Annotated in this window: 11 protein-coding genes; 7 read left to right on the top strand and 4 right to left on the bottom strand. The window is 63.8% G+C overall.

All coding sequences use genetic code 11. The annotated features are described in order from the left end of the window. Positions 1-309: 309 nt before the first annotated feature. Positions 310-1,386: an autotransporter domain-containing protein gene (locus HU737_RS12460; RefSeq protein WP_186554834.1), complete on the top strand. Its 1,077-nt coding sequence runs from the start codon at positions 310-312 to the stop codon at positions 1,384-1,386. A 201-nt stretch (positions 1,387-1,587) separates the two neighbouring features. On the opposite strand, the gene glgB is transcribed toward HU737_RS12460, so the two are convergent. The 3 genes from glgB to HU737_RS12475 all read right to left on the bottom strand — a co-directional run bounded on the left by glgB (position 1,588) and on the right by HU737_RS12475 (position 9,212). After that, on the bottom strand, positions 1,588-3,798 hold the full coding sequence (gene glgB, locus HU737_RS12465; protein ID WP_186554835.1) for a 1,4-alpha-glucan branching protein GlgB: 2,211 nt from the start codon (positions 3,796-3,798) through the stop codon (positions 1,588-1,590). Continuing rightward, positions 3,799-7,110, bottom strand: coding sequence for a maltose alpha-D-glucosyltransferase (treS, locus tag HU737_RS12470; RefSeq protein ID WP_186554836.1), 3,312 nt, complete (start codon positions 7,108-7,110; stop codon positions 3,799-3,801). 83 nt (positions 7,111-7,193) lie between these two features. Beyond that, positions 7,194-9,212 (bottom strand): alpha-1,4-glucan--maltose-1-phosphate maltosyltransferase, encoded by a 2,019-nt coding sequence (locus tag HU737_RS12475; protein WP_186554837.1) that lies wholly within the window; start codon positions 9,210-9,212, stop codon positions 7,194-7,196. Positions 9,213-9,350: 138 nt separating this feature from the next. Between HU737_RS12475 and HU737_RS12480 the strand changes: the two genes are divergently transcribed. Then, positions 9,351-9,518, top strand: coding sequence for a hypothetical protein (locus HU737_RS12480; RefSeq protein ID WP_186554838.1), 168 nt, complete (start codon positions 9,351-9,353; stop codon positions 9,516-9,518). Positions 9,519-9,605: 87 nt separating this feature from the next. Continuing rightward, a complete protein-coding gene (locus HU737_RS12485) occupies positions 9,606-9,842 on the top strand; it encodes a hypothetical protein (RefSeq protein WP_186554839.1) in 237 nt (78 codons plus the stop codon). A gap of 128 nt (positions 9,843-9,970) precedes the next feature. Here the strand turns inward: HU737_RS12485 and HU737_RS12490 are convergent, their stop codons facing one another. Continuing rightward, on the bottom strand, positions 9,971-11,656 hold the full coding sequence (locus tag HU737_RS12490) for an AMP-binding protein (RefSeq protein WP_186554840.1): 1,686 nt from the start codon (positions 11,654-11,656) through the stop codon (positions 9,971-9,973). A 282-nt stretch (positions 11,657-11,938) separates the two neighbouring features. Between HU737_RS12490 and HU737_RS12495 the strand changes: the two genes are divergently transcribed. The 4 genes from HU737_RS12495 to HU737_RS12510 are packed head-to-tail and all read left to right on the top strand — an operon-like array spanning position 11,939 to position 17,494. Then, positions 11,939-13,102, top strand: coding sequence for an isovaleryl-CoA dehydrogenase (locus HU737_RS12495; RefSeq protein WP_186554841.1), 1,164 nt, complete (start codon positions 11,939-11,941; stop codon positions 13,100-13,102). 19 nt (positions 13,103-13,121) lie between these two features. Further along, complete coding sequence (locus HU737_RS12500; RefSeq protein WP_186554842.1) at positions 13,122-14,729, top strand: carboxyl transferase domain-containing protein; 1,608 nt, start codon at positions 13,122-13,124, stop codon at positions 14,727-14,729. 3 nt (positions 14,730-14,732) lie between these two features. Next, a complete protein-coding gene (locus tag HU737_RS12505) occupies positions 14,733-15,545 on the top strand; it encodes a gamma-carboxygeranoyl-CoA hydratase (protein WP_186554843.1) in 813 nt (270 codons plus the stop codon). Then, the gene (locus HU737_RS12510; RefSeq protein ID WP_186554844.1) at positions 15,542-17,494 is read left to right on the top strand and encodes an acetyl-CoA carboxylase biotin carboxylase subunit; all 1,953 of its coding nucleotides are present in this window, start codon (positions 15,542-15,544) and stop codon (positions 17,492-17,494) included. The genes HU737_RS12505 and HU737_RS12510 overlap by 4 nt, the downstream gene beginning before the upstream one ends. The last annotated feature ends 84 nt before the right edge of the window (positions 17,495-17,578 follow it).

Here is a 17,578-nt window from a genome sequence, read left to right on the forward strand (position 1 = left end):
CGGCATAGCCGCACAAGGGCAAATAGCGAACCTGGCTATGGGCAATGGATTTATCCATTAATTCAATGGGTTAACACCTGCTACAGACCTTGAACAGATCCTTCACGTTTTCTTGACGCAAGCCTTGTCCTCTCCTTAGCTGAACTTAATACCAGACGTAAAAAATTTGCGCCGGGCCTCTAGCTCGCGCCTTCGTGCGCGCTCGAACAGGCTGGCGTGCTGGTTTGGGTCGCCCTCTGTTTTGTCGTACAGCTCGTGACAACAGGCCAGGTCCTTGGGCTGTACCTTAAAAACAAGAGGAGAACCGCCATGAAAAGAACTGCGCGCCCCCTGCGCCTCGATCATGTTCTGTGCGCGGTTTCCACGTCGCTGCTCCTGGCAACCCCGGTGGAAACTTTCGCGTTCGATCTGCAAGAGGATGAGCCTTACGCCAACCTTCTGCAGCAGCCGGCGATGCCCCAGCTGTCGCTGGATCCGGTCAGCGCCAGCGGCTTGAGCCTCAATACCCTCAGCGCCTTTTCCGAGCGCATGAGCCAGCGCCATGGGCAGGCGGCACCGGACCTGGTCGCCAGCCAATGGTCGCAGTTCTTCCCCGGCATGCCCCACATCGGCGCGCAACCACCCAATCAACTCGAAGCGCCCAGCCAGCAACTGATGATTGGCCCCGACCTGTTCGTGCGCGAATCGACCTCGGGCAACGTCCACCGGGCCGGGGTATTCGTCGGCCATAACAACCTGCAAAGCAGCTTCAACGGCATGCGCCAGTTGCTCGGCGACAAGCAGCGCAACGCCGTCAACCTCAGCGGCGAGAGCCTGGGGGTGTACTGGAGCATGAGCCATGCCCAGGGCTGGCACCTGGATGCGGTGGCCATGGGCACCCGCATCGATGTCAGTGGCCGTGGCGAAAGCGGCCAGCGCCTGGATGACAGCGGCCACGCGATGACCTTCTCGTTGGAAGGCGGTTACCCGATTGGCCTGGGTGGCGGTTGGGTGATCGAGCCGCAGGCGCAGTTGATCAACCAGCAGTTCTTCCCCGGCAGCCAGGTGCAGGAAGCGACCTTGCAGGCATTCGATAGCCAGCCCAGCTGGAGCGGCCGGGTCGGTGCCAAATTGTCTGGGCGCTATGTGGTGAGCGGAATGCCGATCGAGCCCTATGTGCGGACCAACGTCTGGTACGACTTCAGCAACGCCGATGGGGTGCAACTGGACCAGGTCGACAAGATCTCCAGCTCACGCTATTCGACCACGGTGGAATTGGGCTTGGGCCTGGTGGCGCGGATGACGCCGAATGTGGCGTTGTTCGTCAGTGCCGACTACAGCAGCGATATGGATGGCAATGACCTCAATGGCTTGATTGGCAGTCTTGGCGTGAAGATGCGCTGGTAGGCGCCACCCACCCTGTGGGAGTGGGGTTGTGGGTGTCGTTAGGCTGGCTTCATGACCAGAACGCCAAGTGGCGCAGGCTCAAAGCCAACGACAATGCGCTACACCGCCTCAATGGAGCGGGCTTGCCCCGCGATAGCGTCAGATCAGCCCCCCCCCAATTGAGGCTGCTGATGCTATCGCGGGGCAAGCCCGCTCCCACGGTTAGGCTGGCTTCATGACCAGGACGCCAAGTGGCGGCAGGTTCAGGGCCAATGACAATGGCTGGCCGTGGCTGGGCAGGTCTTCACTGGCCACCGCCCCGAGGTTGCCCACGTTGGATCCGGCATACATTTGCGCATCACTGTTGAGCAACTCTTCCCAGCGCTCGCCAAACGGCACGCCAATCCGATAGCCCTCGCGCGGCACCGGGGTGAAGTTGGCCACCACCAGCAGCGGCTCGCCGGTGCTGCTCCAGCGCAACCAGGCGAACACGCTGTTGTGCGCATCGTCGCCAATCAGCCACTGGAAGCCCTGCGGCAGGCAGTCCTGTTCATGCAGCGCCGGCAACTGGCGATACAGCCGGTTAAGGTCACTGACCAACTGCTGCACGCCTTTGTGCTCGGAGTACTGCAGCAAGTACCAATCGAGCTGATGATCATGGTTCCACTCGCGCCACTGGCCAAACTCGCAGCCCATGAACAGCAGCTTCTTGCCGGGGTGAGTCCACATGAAGGTCAGGTACGCGCGCAGGTTGGCGAACTTCTGCCAGCGATCGCCGGGCATCTTGTCGATCAGCGAATGCTTGCCGTGCACCACTTCATCATGGGAGATGGGCAGGATGAAATGCTCGGAATAGGCGTAGATCAGGCCGAAGCTCATCTCGTTGTGATGATGGGCGCGGTGCACCGGATCGTTCTGGATGTAATGCAGGGTGTCGTGCATCCAGCCCATGTTCCACTTGTAGGCAAAGCCCAGGCCGCCCTGCTGGGTCGGTTGGCTGACCCCAGGCCAGGCGGTCGACTCTTCAGCGATGATCAGCGCGCCGGGGGCTTCGTGGCTGACGATGCCATTGAGGTGGCGCAGGAAATCGATGGCTTCGAGGTTTTCCCGCCCGCCATGGCGATTGGGCACCCACTCGCCGGCCTTGCGTGAATAGTCGCGATAGAGCATCGAGGCCACCGCATCGACGCGCAAACCATCGATGTGGAAGTGCTTGAGCCAGTGCAGCGCCGAGGCCAGCATGAAGCCGCGCACCTCGTTGCGACCGAGGTTGTAGATCAGCGTGTTCCAGTCTTGGTGGAAGCCTTCCAGGGGGTTGTCGTATTCGTACAGCGCGGTGCCGTCGAAGCGCGCCAGGCCATGCTCGTCGGTTGGGAAATGCGCCGGCACCCAATCGAGGATCACGCCGATACCCCCCTGGTGGCAGGCATCGATGAAAGCAGCGAAGTCTTCGGCGCTGCCATAGCGCGAGGTTGGCGCAAACAGCGACAGCGGCTGATAGCCCCAAGAGCCACCAAACGGGTGCTCCATGATCGGCAGCATTTCGATATGGGTGAAGCCCAGCTCCTGCACGTAGGGCACCAGGCGCTCGGCCAGCTCACGCCAGTTGTAGAAGCGCGCCACTTCACCGCCATCGTCCAGCTCGCAGCGCCAGGAGCCGACGTGCAGCTCGTAGATCGACAGCGGCGCATTGTAGGCATGACGTTGGGCGCGCTGCTCCATCCACTGCTGATCGCGCCACTCATGGGCAAGCGGCCCTGCCACTTTCGAGGCGGTGCTCGGCGGCAGCTCGGTGGCACGCGCCAGCGGGTCGGCCTTGAGCGGCAGCACACCCTCGCGGCCGAGTACTTCGTACTTGTAGGCCTCGCCCACGCCCAGGCGCGGCACGAACAGCTCCCACACCCCGGCGTTGTGGCGCAGGCGCATGGGGTGGCGGCGGCCGTCCCAGTTGTTGAAATCGCCGACCACCGAGACCCGCTTGGCATTCGGTGCCCATACCGAGAACAGCACGCCGTCGATGCCGTCGACCTGGGTCGGCTGCGCGCCAAAGCGCCCGGACAGGTCGCGGTGGTTGCCCTCGGCGAACAGGTACATGTCCATCTCGCCCAATTGCGGGCCAAAGCTGTAGGGGTCTTCGGTGACTTGCTCGCCACCGGCCCAAGCCACCTGCAGCTGATAAGGCTGGGCCTGATCGAGATGGGCCGTGAACAAGCCCGGCAGGCTGCCCTGGTGCATGTCGGCCAGCACGCGGCCGTCGTCACGCGCCAGCACCTTGGCATTCAAGGCATTGGGCAAAAAGGCGCGTACGAACACGCCGCCCGCACCGTCCGGGTGCGGGCCGAGCACGGCAAATGGATCGGCGTGCTCGGCGCGGGCCAGGGCGTCGATGTCCCGTTGCCGAAGTCCGCCGTTTTCACGCGTGGTTGCGTTCATTCATGACTCTCCCCAAGTGCTGATCAGTCCATGCAGACCATGCAAAGGCACGGCCAGCCACGTCGGCCGATTCTCGGCTTCATAGGTAATCTCGTAGGCGGCTTTTTCCAGACAGAACAGTTCCAATGCGGCGCGCTCGCCCTCGGCCTGTTCCCAGGCGTGGGGCATGGCGGCGGTGGCCAGGCCGTAGGCTTCAACGAAGGCATGGCGCGACTGGTGCAGGTACTGCCTTGCGACCCGCTGACGAGCCTGGCGAGCGGCGTCGGAGAGGTCTACCGCCGAGGCGCTGCGCAGGATCATCGCAGCAGCATAGTCGAAGGATCGCAACACGCCGCTGACATCTTTGTACGGGCTGTGTTTGGCCCGCCGCTCGTCTAGCGGGCGCGCCGGTTCGCCTTCGAAGTCGATCAGGTAGGCATCACCCTGCACCACCAGTACCTGGCCCAGGTGCAAGTCGCCATGCACCCGCATCAACAAGCCCCCCTGGGCCTGCTGGGCGAGGTTGTCGATGTGCTTGGCCAGGCCATCGCGTTGCTGCTGCAAATCGTCGACCAAGGCCTGGCTGTCGCGGTCCAGGCTGTCGCGGTGCTGCACCAGCAGGTCCAGCGCATGGCTGAGCTCGGCGCTGATCTGCTGGCTCCAGCGCGCGCTGTCCTCGCCGGTACTGGCGCGGGGTTTGAACGCCGGATCGTCAGTGGCGGCGGCGAGCAGCAGGTGCATTTCGCCCAGGCGCTGGCCGAGCAAGGTGGCAAAGCCGTTCAGCTCAGCCAACGCGTCGGTGTGCGCTTCGGCTTCGACGCTATCGGGCTCCATCTCATCGCGGATCGCCCGCTCCAGGGTGTTCTGGGTCCAGGCCCAGGCATCGCCCTGGTTGCTCAGGTAGCCCTGGGCGATCATCAGCAGGTTCGGCTGATCGTGCGCATCGACGCGGCTGACCCAGGCCAGCAGCGGCGATATATTGGCAAAGCCGCCAGCGGTCAGGTAGGCGCTCATCTCCAGCTCCGGGTGAATGCCGGGGTTGACCCGCCGGATCAGCTTGAGCACCACCCGATCAGCGATCACCACCGAGCTGTTGGACTGCTCGGCGCTCAGATAGCGCACTTCGCTGTCCTCGTTGAGCTCAAGCGGCGCCAGCAAGTCGGTGCTCTCAAAGCGCAGCTCGCCGGCACTGCTGGGCAGCCGGGTGCCGTCCTGGCAGTTGCGCAGCACCGCACGAATGAACGGCTCCAGCACGAACGCATCGGTGATCAGCCCGACCTGGCGGCCACGGCGCACCCGCGACAGTGCCAGTTGCTGCGGCAATGCGGTGTTGATCTGCTCCTCGGGCAGGAAGCCGAACGGTAGCTGGTAGTAATTGGCCACGCCATCGCTAATCACTTCCAGCTCGCTGAGCAGCACCGGGGTGGTCGCCGTGGCCAGGCGCACGCCGTAGCTCAGGCGTACCTGATCGAGCGGCCCTTCCTTGCCGGCGAACCAGCGCCGCTTGGGCAGGTACTGCGGCAGGATCGCGTCTTGCAGGCTGTCGATCGAAGGCGCTTCGAGCAGCTCTTCCATGCGTTTGCGCAGCACCAGCGTGGTCAGCTCCGGCAGGCCCTCGGTGGGCTCGACGTGCCAGCTGGGCATGCGATCGCGGCTGGCCAGCAAGAACCAGTAGAAGCCATACGGCGCCAGGGTCAGCAGGAACGGCAGTTGGCCAATCGGCGGGAAGGCGCTGCCGCCGAGCATCTCCACCGGCACCTTGTCGGCGTACTGCGACAGCTCAAGCTCTGCGGCCTGGGCTGCGCGGGAAACGTTGGCGACACACAAGATGATTTCGCTGTTGCCATCGGCGTCGGTGTACTCGCGAATATAGGCGAGGATGCGCCGGTTGCTCGGCGTGAGCATCTTCAACGTGCCACGGCCAAAGGCCTTCTGCTGGTTGCGCACCGCCAGCAGGCGGCGGTTCCAGTTGAGCAGCGAATGCGGGTCGTGCGACTGGGCTTCGACGTTGACCGTCTGGTAGCCGTACAGCGGGTCCATGATCGGCGGCAGCACCAGGCGCTGCGGGTCGGCGCGGGAGAAGCCGCCGTTGCGATCAGGCGACCACTGCATCGGCGTGCGCACACCGTCGCGGTCGCCCAGGTAGATGTTGTCGCCCATGCCCAGCTCATCGCCGTAGTACAGGGTTGGCGTGCCAGGCATCGACAGCAGCAGGCTGGTCAGCAGCTCGATGCGCCGCCGGTCGCGCTGCAGCAGCGGCGCCAGGCGCCGGCGGATGCCGAGATTGATCCGCGCGCGGCGGTCTTCGGCGTAGTAGTTCCACAGGTAGTCGCGCTCGCGGTCGGTGACCATCTCCAGGGTCAGCTCATCGTGGTTACGCAAGAAGATCGCCCACTGGCAGTTGGCGGGGATCTCCGGGGTCTGGCGCAGGATGTCGGTGATCGGGAAGCGGTCTTCCATGGCCAGCGCCATGTACATGCGCGGCATCAGCGGGAAGTGAAAGGCCATGTGGCACTCGTCGCCATCGCCCTCGCCAAAGTACGGCCGGGTATCTTCAGGCCATTGGTTGGCCTCGGCCAGCAGCATGCGGTCGGGGTAGTTGGCGTCGATCTCGGCGCGAATGGCCTTGAGCACCACATGGGTCTCGGGCAGGTTTTCGTTGTTGGTGCCGTCGCGCTCGATCAGGTACGGAATGGCATCCAGGCGCAGGCCGTCGACGCCGATGTCGAGCCAATAGCGCATGACATCGATCACCGCCTTCATCACCTGCGGGTTGTCGAAGTTCAGATCCGGCTGGTGCGAATAGAAGCGGTGCCAGAAGTACTGGCCGGCGACCGGGTCCCAGGTCCAGTTGGATTTTTCGGTGTCGAGGAAGATGATCCGCGTGCCGTCGTATTTCTGGTCGTCGTCCGACCACACGTAGAAATCCCGTGCCTTGCTGCCGCGCTTGGCGTGGCGGGCCTTTTGAAACCAGGGGTGCTGGTCGGAGGTGTGGTTGATCACCAGCTCCGTGATTACCCGCAGGCCACGCTTGTGCGCCTCGGCGATGAAGCGCTTGGCGTCGGCCATGCTGCCGTAGTCGGGGTGCACGGCTTTGTACTCGGCGATGTCATAGCCATCGTCGCGCCGTGGCGAGGGGTAGAACGGCAACAGCCACAGGGTGTTGACACCCAGTTCGGCGATGTAGTCGAGCTTGCTGATCAAACCTGCGAAATCACCGATGCCGTCGTTGTTGGAATCGAAGAACGACTTGATGTGCAGTTGATAGATCACCGCGTCCTTGTACCAGAGCGGATCGTCGATGAAGGCTGCTGGGCGGGAACGCTTGGCCATGTGCAACTCCTTGCTGTCCTAGACTATCTCGTGAGATGGGGTTGGCTGGATTGGGGCTGCAAAGCAGCCCCAAAACCTCAAGGTCATCCGGCTTTCTCGATCCGCCAGATACCAAACGGCTGATACCCAGGATCAATCCGCATCCACTGGGTCTTGCCATGCCAGGTCCAGCGATGCCCATTCATCAAATCTTCCCCCAGGGTGTCGGCATCGTCGTCCAACCCCAGCTCCCACAGCGGCAACTCGAAGCTCGCCTCCTGCACGTTGTGCGGATCGAGGCTGATGGCCACCAGAATGTAGTTGTCCCGCTCCGGCGTGCGCTTGGCGAAATACAGGATGTTGTCGTTCCAACAGTTGAAGAACGCCACCCCCAGATGGGTCTGCAAGGCCCGGTTCTGCCGGCGAATGCGATTGAGCTGGGCGATCTCGGCGACGATGTTGCCGGGGGCGGTGAAATCACGCGGACGGATCTCGTACTTCTCCGAATCGAGGTACTCCTCCTTGCCCGGAATGGCCGCGGCTTCGCACAGCTCAAAACCCGAATACATGCCCCACAGGCCCGAGCCCATGGTCGCCAGCGCTGCGCGAATGAGAAACCCGGCACGCCCGGAGGTCTGCAGGAAGAATGGGTTGATATCGGGGGTATTGACGAAGAAGTTCGGCCGGTAGCACTGGCTCCACGGTGGCTGGTTGAGCTCCTCGAAATACTCACGCAACTCCTGCTTGGTAGTGCGCCAGGTGAAATAGGTGTAGCTCTGCGCATAGCCGACCTTGCCCAGCCGCGCCATCATCGCAGGCTTGGTGAAGGCCTCGGCGAGGAAGATCACCTCCGGGTGCTGGCTGCGCACATTGGCGATCAGCCATTGCCAGAACGGCAGCGGTTTGGTGTGCGGGTTGTCGACGCGGAAAGTCTTCACGCCCTCCTCGACCCAGCCGACCACCACGTCACGCAGCGCCAGCCACAGCGAGGGCACCGCCTCGGCGGCATAGAAATCGACGTTGACGATGTCCTGGTATTTTTTCGGCGGGTTCTCTGCATAGCGGATGCTGCCGTCGGGACGCCAGCTGAACCAGCCGGGGTGCTCGATCAGCCAGGGGTGGTCTTGCGAGCACTGGATGGCGAAGTCCAGGGCGATCTCCAGGCCATGCTCAGCGGCAGCCGCCACCAACCTGCGAAAGTCCTCGCGGGTGCCCAGCTCAGGGTGGATGGCATCATGGCCGCCTTCGGGGCTACCAATGGCATAAGGGCTGCCAGGATCGCTGGGTTCGGCTTGCAGGGCATTATTGCGGCCCTTGCGGTGCTTCTTGCCAATTGGATGGATGGGCGGGAAATACAACACGTCAAAGCCCATGTCGCGGATCATCGGCAGGCGCTGGTGAACATCATTGAAGGTGCCATGGCGCTCAGGGTCATCAGTGATCGAACGCGGGAACAGCTCGTACCAACTGGCGAACTGCGCTGCCGGTCGATCGACATCGAGGGGAAACTCAGCGCTGCGGGTCAGGTAGCTGCGGTGTTCGGCCTCGATCATCAGCCGCGCGGTCTCGGCGTCCAGCAGCAGGGCGACCTGCTCGTCCGCAGGCAGCTCAGACAAGCGCGATTGCAGCGCAACGATCGCTTCGCGTAGCGGCCCCTCGCTGCGCTCTGCACCCTTGCCCAGCAGCAACCTGCCCTCCTCCAGCTCAAGCTTGACCTCGACCCCGGCGTGGTACTTCTTTTCAAGGTCATGGCAGTAGGTGGCGAACGGATCGATCCAGGCCTCGATACTGAACAGGTGCAAGCCCAGCTGGACAGGCGTGAACTCGGCCAGCCACAGGTCGTTACCCGCCGCCTGCATCGTCACGCCGTGCCAGTGTCGACTGTTGGCCTCGCGCCAGTGCAGCAGCACCATCAACTGGTCATGGCCGTCGCTGTAGACCTTGCTGCTGACCTGCACCGGCTGGCCGCTGATGGCCTTGGCGGCGAAGGTGCCACCGTCGAGCACCGGGCTTGTGTTTTCGATCACCAAACGTGGCGCCAGCAGCGCCTGCGACAGGCTGATGGCCTGTTCGGGGTGGTCGTTGGCCATGGGTACGCTTTCGAAGGGCTCGCTGCGAGACATCGGACTGTGCTCCCTGTTGGCGATGGCGGTAAGGGTTCAGAGCCGTCGGACGCGGGAGGGGTTCAAAAAAATTGAGCGAATGGCGCAGGCCCGGATCAAAGCCTCTACACCCTCTGAACACCCCAGCGAGGACAGGCGATGAACATTCCCATTCCACCGGAAACTCCCGATCCGAACATCGACGACCCCAGCTTGCCGCCGCCGGTGCCCGAACAAGAGCCGAACGAGCTGCCGATCAAGCCGACCGTGCCGCCAACCGTGGGTGACCCGCCGAGCCAGGAGCCACCGGTGAAAGCCAAAGGATAGACCAACGGCCTGATAATTCTGCCAGTAGCTGCAATCGCGCCAGGTTCCGATGATGGGTTCTCTCGAACAACAACAGGAGAACCCAGCATGGATGAGTTGCTCACCCGCGTGGACAGTGAACGACGCCTATTGCAGGCACTGCAAAATGCTGGCGCCGACTACGCCACGCTAAGCACGCGATTGAAGGAAATTGACAGCCACAAACTCAACCGCGCCTTGCGCGATTTGGGTGTGACCGTTGATCTTCAGCACGATTCGGCCATCACCCTGCACGCCTTGCTCGATACGTTATGCGGCTCGACGAATAAGACGCACGATTGTTGATTACTTCCAGCGGACATCGCCGCCTCTGCGCCAGCCCTACTCCCACGGATTGACCGCCCTAGACCAGGTCATGCGATCCCCGTGGGAGCTGATGTACTCATGAGAGGCCGTCAATGATCTCAACAGCATCAAGCCGTTCTCTGCTGCCCGGTCAATTCCTCGACACTGATTTCACGCATGCGAAACTTCTGCACCTTGCCCGTAACCGTCATCGGAAACTCATCCACCAAACGGTAATGCCTGGGCACCTTGAAATGCGCCATGCGCGCCTTGCACCAGCTATGTAGCTCCTCAACCGTCGCCGTGTGCCCGGGATGCAGCTTGATCCAGGCCACCACCTCTTCCCCATACTTGCTGCACGGGATGCCGATCACCTGGGCATCGGCCACCGCCGGGTGGGTGTAGAAGAACTCTTCCAGCTCGCGCGGGTAGATGTTCTCCCCTCCCCTGATGATCATGTCCTTGTTGCGCCCAACGATGCGTACATAGCCCTGCTCATCCATCACCGCCAGGTCGCCGCTGTGCATCCAGCGCGCCGGGTCGATGGCATCGGCGCTGGCCTGGGGGTTGTCCCAGTAGCCGAGCATCACGCTATAGCCGCGGGTACACAGCTCGCCGACCTGGCCACGGGCGACGATGCAGCCGTGCTCATCGATCAGCTTGGTTTCCAGCTGGGGCTGGGTGCGGCCGACGGTGGTCACGCGCAGTTCCAGTTCGTCGTCCGGGCCGGTTTGCAGTGAGACTGGGCTGGTCTCGGTCATGCCGTAGGCGATTTGCACCTGGGCCATGTGCATCTGCTCGATCACCCGACGCATGACCTCGATCGGGCAGGTGGCGCCGGCCATGATGCCGCTGCGCAAGCTTGAGAGGTCCAGTTGCTGGCGTGACGGGTGGTCGAGCATGGCGATGAACATGGTCGGCACGCCATAGAGGATGCTGGCGCGCTCTTCGGCCACCGCGCGCAGGGTCAGCTCGGGGTCGAAGGCGTCGTTGGGGTAGATCATGGTGCTGCCATGGGTGATGCAACCCAGGTTGGCCATGACCATGCCGAAGCAGTGGTACAGCGGCACCGGGATCACCATGCGGTCGTGTTCGGAGAGGGCGAGGCTTTCGCCGACCATCCAGCCGTTGTTGAGAATGTTGTAGTGGCTGAGCGTCGCCCCTTTAGGCGCACCGGTGGTGCCGGAGGTGTATTGGATGTTTACCGGCTGGTCGAACTGCAAGCTCTGCTGGCGGGCCGTGTAGGCCTCAAGCGACGTCTGCCCTGCCCGTTCGGCAAGCGCCTGCCAGGGCAGGAAGCCTTGCGGCGGCTGGGCGGCCAGGCTGATCACCCCGCGTAGCTGGGGCAGGCTTTCGCTGGCCAGTTCGCCCACGGCTGCCGTGGCCAGCTCGGGTACCAGCGCTTGCACCATGGCGTGGTAATCGGAGGTCTTGAAGGCATCGGCGCAGACCAGCCAGCGGCAGCCGGACTGGCGCAGCACGTAGTCCAACTCAGCAACGCGATAAGCCGGGTTGATGTTGACCAGAATCGCGCCGACCTTGGCGCTGGCCAACTGCAGGATGCACCACTGGGCGCAGTTGGGCGCCCAAATGCCGACCCGATCGCCTGTGTTGACGCCCAGCGCCATCAAGGCGCGGGCATGCGCATCGACCTGTTCGGCCAGCTGCTGCCAGATATAGCGCACGCCCTGGTGGCGTACCACCAGCGCTTCGCGGTCGGCATGACGGGCCACGGTGGCAGCGAAGGCCTGGCCGATGGTCTGCTCGAGCAAGGGCCGGTCCTGGCGGCCGCGGGTGTAGCTGGGTTGATTCATGACTGTCCCTTCTTGTGGTTGTTCTGGGCATGACTGAAGCAAGCGACGAATACTCTGGCGCAGATTTACGTTAACGTAAAGGTCATGAACGGATTGACAGTGAAGTGAGCCAGGTTTACGTTAACGTAAAGGTTACAAGCAGCGTGGGAGCGGGTTTGACCCGCGACAGCAATCCAATGGCATCCAGGGCCATACTGATATTGATAGACGCCATCGCGGGGCGAGCCCGCTCCCACGCGCCAAGCTCACTCAGGCCTAGCCAAGAACAAGAAGGTGCCCCACATGCATTACCCCTCCCTGAACTTCGCCCTGGGCGAAACCGTCGACATGCTGCGCGAACAGGTGCAGGCCTTCGTCGCGGCCGAACTGGCCCCGCGCGCCGCGCAGATCGATCAGGACAACCTGTTCCCCGCCGACATGTGGCGCAAATTCGGCGACATGGGCCTGCTCGGCGTCACCGTGCCGGAAGAATACGGCGGTGCCGGCCTGGGCTACCTGGCCCACGTGGTGGCCATGGAAGAGATCAGCCGCGGTTCGGCCTCGGTGGCGCTGTCGTACGGCGCGCACTCCAACCTGTGCGTCAACCAGATCAACCGCAACGGCAGTCACGAGCAGAAGCAGAAATACCTGCCCAAGCTGATCAGCGGCGAGCACATCGGCGCCCTGGCCATGAGCGAACCCAACGCAGGCTCCGACGTGGTATCGATGAAGCTGCGCGCCGAGAAGCGCGGCGATCACTACGTGCTCAACGGCAGCAAGACCTGGATCACCAACGGCCCCGACGCCAACACCTACGTGATCTACGCCAAGACCGACCTGGACAAGGGCGCCCATGGCATCAGCGCGTTCATCGTCGAGCGCGACTGGAAAGGTTTTACCCGCAGCAACAAGTTCGACAAGCTCGGCATGCGCGGCTCGAACACCTGCGAGCTGTTCTTCGATGACGTCCAGGTGCCCGAAGAAAATATCCTCGGCCAGCTCAACGGCGGCGTGCGCGTGCTAATGAGCGGGCTGGACTACGAGCGCGTGGTGCTCTCCGGTGGCCCGACCGGGATCATGCAAGCGTGCATGGACCTGGTGGTGCCATACATCCACGACCGCAAGCAATTCGGCCAGAGCATCGGCGAGTTCCAGCTGATCCAGGGCAAGATCGCCGACATGTACACCCAGCTCAATGCCAGCCGCGCCTACCTGTATGCCGTAGCCCAGGCCTGCGACCGTGGCGAGACCACCCGCAAGGACGCCGCTGGGGTCATCCTCTACACCGCCGAGCGCGCCACGCAAATGGCTCTTGAGGCGATTCAGATTCTGGGGGGCAACGGCTACATCAACGAGTTCCCGGCGGGGCGTCTGCTGCGCGATGCCAAGCTGTACGAAATCGGCGCCGGCACCAGCGAGATTCGCCGGATGCTGATCGGCCGCGAACTGTTCAACGAAACCCGCTGAGCAAAAGGAACTGGCGCCCATGGCTATCCTGCATACCCAGATCAACCCGCGCTCGGCAGAGTTCGCCGCCAATGGCGCGGCCATGCTCGAACAGGTCCAGGCCCTGCGCGGCCTGCTCGCCCACATCGCGCAGGGCGGCGGGCCCAAGGCCCAGGAGCGGCACACCTCGCGCGGCAAATTGCTGCCACGTGAGCGTATCGACCGCTTGCTGGATGCCGGCTCGGCGTTTCTTGAGGTCGGCCAATTGGCCGCCCATGAGGTGTACGGCGAAGACGTCCCCGCTGCCGGGGTGATCGCCGGCATTGGCCGAGTCGAAGGTGTCGAGTGCATGATCGTGGCCAACGACGCCACGGTCAAAGGCGGCTCGTACTACCCGCTGACGGTGAAAAAACACCTGCGCGCACAGACCATCGCCCTGCAGAACCGCCTGCCGTGCATCTACCTGGTGGATTCGGGCGGGGCCAACCTGCCGCGCCAGGATGAAGTATTCCCGGACCGCGAGCATTTCGGGCGGATCTTCTTCAATCAGGCCAACATGAGCGCCCTGGGCATTCCGCAAATCGCCGTGGTGATGGGCTCGTGCACCGCTGGCGGCGCCTATGTGCCGGCGATGGCCGACGAGGCGATCATGGTCCGCCAGCAGGCGACCATCTTCCTCGCCGGCCCGCCCTTGGTGAAGGCCGCTACGGGTGAAGTGGTCAGCGCTGAAGACCTGGGCGGCGCCGACGTGCACTGCCGCACCAGCGGCGTGGCCGACCACTATGCCGACAACGACGAGCACGCCTTGGCCCTGGCCCGGCGCAGCGTGGCCAACCTCAACTGGCACAAGCTCGGTAAGCTGCAACGCCAGGCGCCAGTGGCGCCGCTGTATGCCGCCGATGAGCTGTACGGCGTGGTGCCAGCCGATGCCAAGCAGCCGTTCGATGTGCGCGAGGTGATTGCGCGGCTGGTCGACGGCTCGGTGTTCGATGAGTTCAAGGCGCTGTTCGGCACCACCCTGGTGTGCGGTTTTGCCCACTTGCACGGCTACCCGGTGGCGATCCTGGCCAACAACGGCATCCTGTTTGCCGAAGCTGCGCAAAAAGGCGCGCACTTTATCGAGCTGGCCTGCCAGCGCGGCATCCCCTTGCTGTTTTTGCAGAACATCACCGGCTTCATGGTCGGCAAGAAATACGAAGAAGGCGGCATCGCCAAGCACGGCGCCAAGCTGGTCACCGCGGTGGCCTGCGCCCAGGTGCCGAAGTTCACCGTGATCATCGGCGGCAGCTTTGGCGCGGGTAACTACGGCATGTGCGGGCGGGCCTACGACCCACGCTTCTTGTGGATGTGGCCCAATGCGCGGATTGGCGTGATGGGCGCCGAACAGGCCGCTGGGGTGCTGGCGCAGGTCAAGCGTGAGCAGAGCGAGCGCAGCGGCCAGGCCTTCAGCGCCGACGATGAGGCCAAGCTCAAGCAGCCGATCCTCGATCAGTACGAGCGCCAGGGCCACCCCTACTACTCCAGCGCCCGGCTGTGGGACGACGGCGTCATCGACCCGGCACAAACCCGCGACGTGCTCGGCCTGGCGCTGTCTGCCGCGCTGAACGCGCCCATCGAACAGAGCCGCTTCGGCATATTCCGGATGTGACCCATGAGCGATTTCAGCACCCTTGAACTGATCAAGGACCCGCGCGGCTTCGCCACCCTGTGGCTGAACCGCGCCGACAAGAACAACGCCTTCAACGCGCAGATGATCCGCGAGCTGATCGTCGCCATCGACCAGCTCGGCGCCGACGCCAGCCTGCGTTTCGTGGTGCTGCGCGGCCGTGGCCGGCACTTCAGTGCCGGCGCCGATCTGGCCTGGATGCAGCAATCGGCGCAGCTGGACTTCAACACCAACCTGGACGACGCCCATGAACTGGGCGAGCTGATGTACAACCTGCACAACCTCAAGCTGCCAACTGTGGCGGTGGTGCAAGGCGCGGCCTTCGGCGGCGCCCTGGGGCTGATCAGCTGCTGCGACATGGCCATTGGTGCCGAGGACTCCCAGTTTTGCCTGTCCGAGGTGCGCATCGGCCTGGCGCCAGCGGTGATCAGCCCGTTCGTGGTCAAGGCCATCGGCGAGCGCGCCGCACGCCGCTATGCGCTCACCGCCGAACGCTTCAGCGGCCTGCGCGCCCGCGAGCTGGGCCTGCTGGCCGAGGCCTACCCTGGCGCCGAGCTTGAGCAGCAGGTCGAGGCCTGGGTCGACAACCTGCTGCTCAACAGCCCCCAGGCCCTGCGCGTGAGCAAGGAGTTGCTGCGTGAAGTCGGTCATGGCGAGCTGACCCCGGCCGTGCGCCGCTACTGTGAAAACAGCATCGCCCGCATCCGCGTCAGCCCCGAAGGCCAGGAGGGCCTGCGCGCCTTTTTGGAAAAACGCCGCCCTGCCTGGCAAGACTTTGATAAGGAACCGCGCCCATGAGCCAACCCACGCTGACCACCCTGCTGGTCGCCAACCGCGGTGAGATCGCCTGCCGGGTGATGCGCACGGCCAAGGCCATGGGCCTGACCACGGTCGCCGTGCACAGCGCCATCGACCGCGAAGCCCGGCATGCGCGTGAAGCTGATATTCGTATTGACCTGGGCGGCGCCAAGGCTGCCGAGAGCTATCTGGACATCGACAAGTTGCTGGCCGCCGCCAAGGCCAGTGGCGCCCAGGCGATTCACCCAGGGTACGGTTTCTTGTCGGAAAACGCAGGTTTCGCCCGCGCCATTGAACAGGCCGGGCTGATCTTCCTCGGCCCACCGGCCAGCGCCATCGACGCCATGGGCAGCAAGTCGGCGGCCAAGGCATTGATGGAAAACGCAGGTGTTCCGCTGGTGCCGGGTTATCACGGTGAAGCGCAAGATCTGGAAACCTTCCGCGCCGCCGCCGAACGCATCGGCTATCCGGTGCTGCTCAAGGCCAGCGCTGGCGGCGGTGGCAAGGGCATGAAAGTGGTCGAGGAAGAAAGCCAGCTGGCTGACGCCCTCGCCTCGGCCCAGCGTGAGGCGCAGTCGTCGTTTGGCGATTCGCGGATGCTGGTGGAAAAGTACGTGCTCAAGCCGCGCCACGTGGAGATCCAGGTATTCGCCGACCAGCATGGCAACTGCCTGTACCTCAACGAGCGCGACTGCTCGATTCAGCGTCGTCACCAAAAAGTGGTCGAGGAAGCGCCAGCCCCAGGGCTCTCGCCCGAGTTGCGTCAGGCCATGGGCCAAGCGGCAGTGCGTGCCGCCCAGGCGATTGGTTACGTCGGCGCAGGCACCGTGGAGTTTTTGCTCGATGCCCGCGGCGAGTTCTTCTTCATGGAAATGAACACGCGCTTGCAAGTCGAGCACCCGGTGACCGAGGCGATTACCGGCCTGGACCTGGTCGCCTGGCAGATTCGCGTGGCGCGTGGCGAGGCGCTGCCGATCAGCCAGGCGCAGGTGCCGCTGATCGGCCATGCGATCGAGGTGCGTCTGTATGCTGAAGACCCGGCCAATGAGTTCTTGCCGGCCACGGGCACCCTCAGCCTGTACCGCGAATCGGCGCCTGGTGAAGGCCGGCGGGTGGATAGCGGCGTCAGCGAGGGCGACAGTGTGTCGCCGTTCTACGACCCGATGCTGGGCAAGCTGATTGCCTGGGGTGAAGATCGCGAACAGGCGCGGCTGCGCTTGCTGGCGATGCTCGATGAGTTCGCCATTGGCGGGGTGAAAACCAACATTGCCTTCTTGCGCAGAATTCTCGCGCATCCGGCGTTTGCCGCGGCAGAGCTGGATACGGGTTTCATTGCGCGTCATCAAGAGGTGTTGCTGCCGACTGCCAGCGAGCTGCCCGCCGCGTTCTGGCAGGCTGCTGCCGAGGCCTGGTTGCAGAGCACGCCTGCGCAGCTGCGCGCTGACGATCCTGGCTCGCCGTGGGATGAGCGTGAGGGCTTGCGGTTAGGCTTGCCAGCACGTAGCAGTGTGCACCTGACCAGTGCTGGGCAAGATCAAGCCGTGGCGCTGGAGCGCAGTGCGCCGTCCACTTTGCGCCTTGAAGGCGAGCAGCTGTGCGAGGACCGCGACGGCCTGCGCCGCCGGCATCTGGCCATTCGCCGGGCTGGCACGCTGTATCTGCGCTGGGAGGGCGACATGCATGCCATTACCGCGTTCGACCCGATTGCCGAGGCTGAAGCCAGCCACAGCCACCAGGGCGGGCTCAGTGCGCCAATGAACGGCAGCATCGTGCGGGTACTGGTCGAGCCTGGGCAACTGGTCGAGGCCGGCACCGCGCTGGTGGTGCTGGAGGCGATGAAGATGGAGCACAGCATTCGCGCGCCCCAGGGCGGGACGGTGCAGGCACTGTTCTGTCAGGAGGGGGATATGGTCAGTGAAGGGGCGGTGTTGGTCGAGTTGGCTGACTGATCGGAGATTTTGGGGCCGCGCTGCGGCCCTTCGCGGCGGTTCGGCGCCCCGACAAGCCCGCGAAGGGCTGCGAAGCAGCCCCAA

The organism is Pseudomonas urmiensis (assembly GCF_014268815.2).
GTDB lineage: Bacteria > Pseudomonadota > Gammaproteobacteria > Pseudomonadales > Pseudomonadaceae > Aquipseudomonas > Aquipseudomonas urmiensis.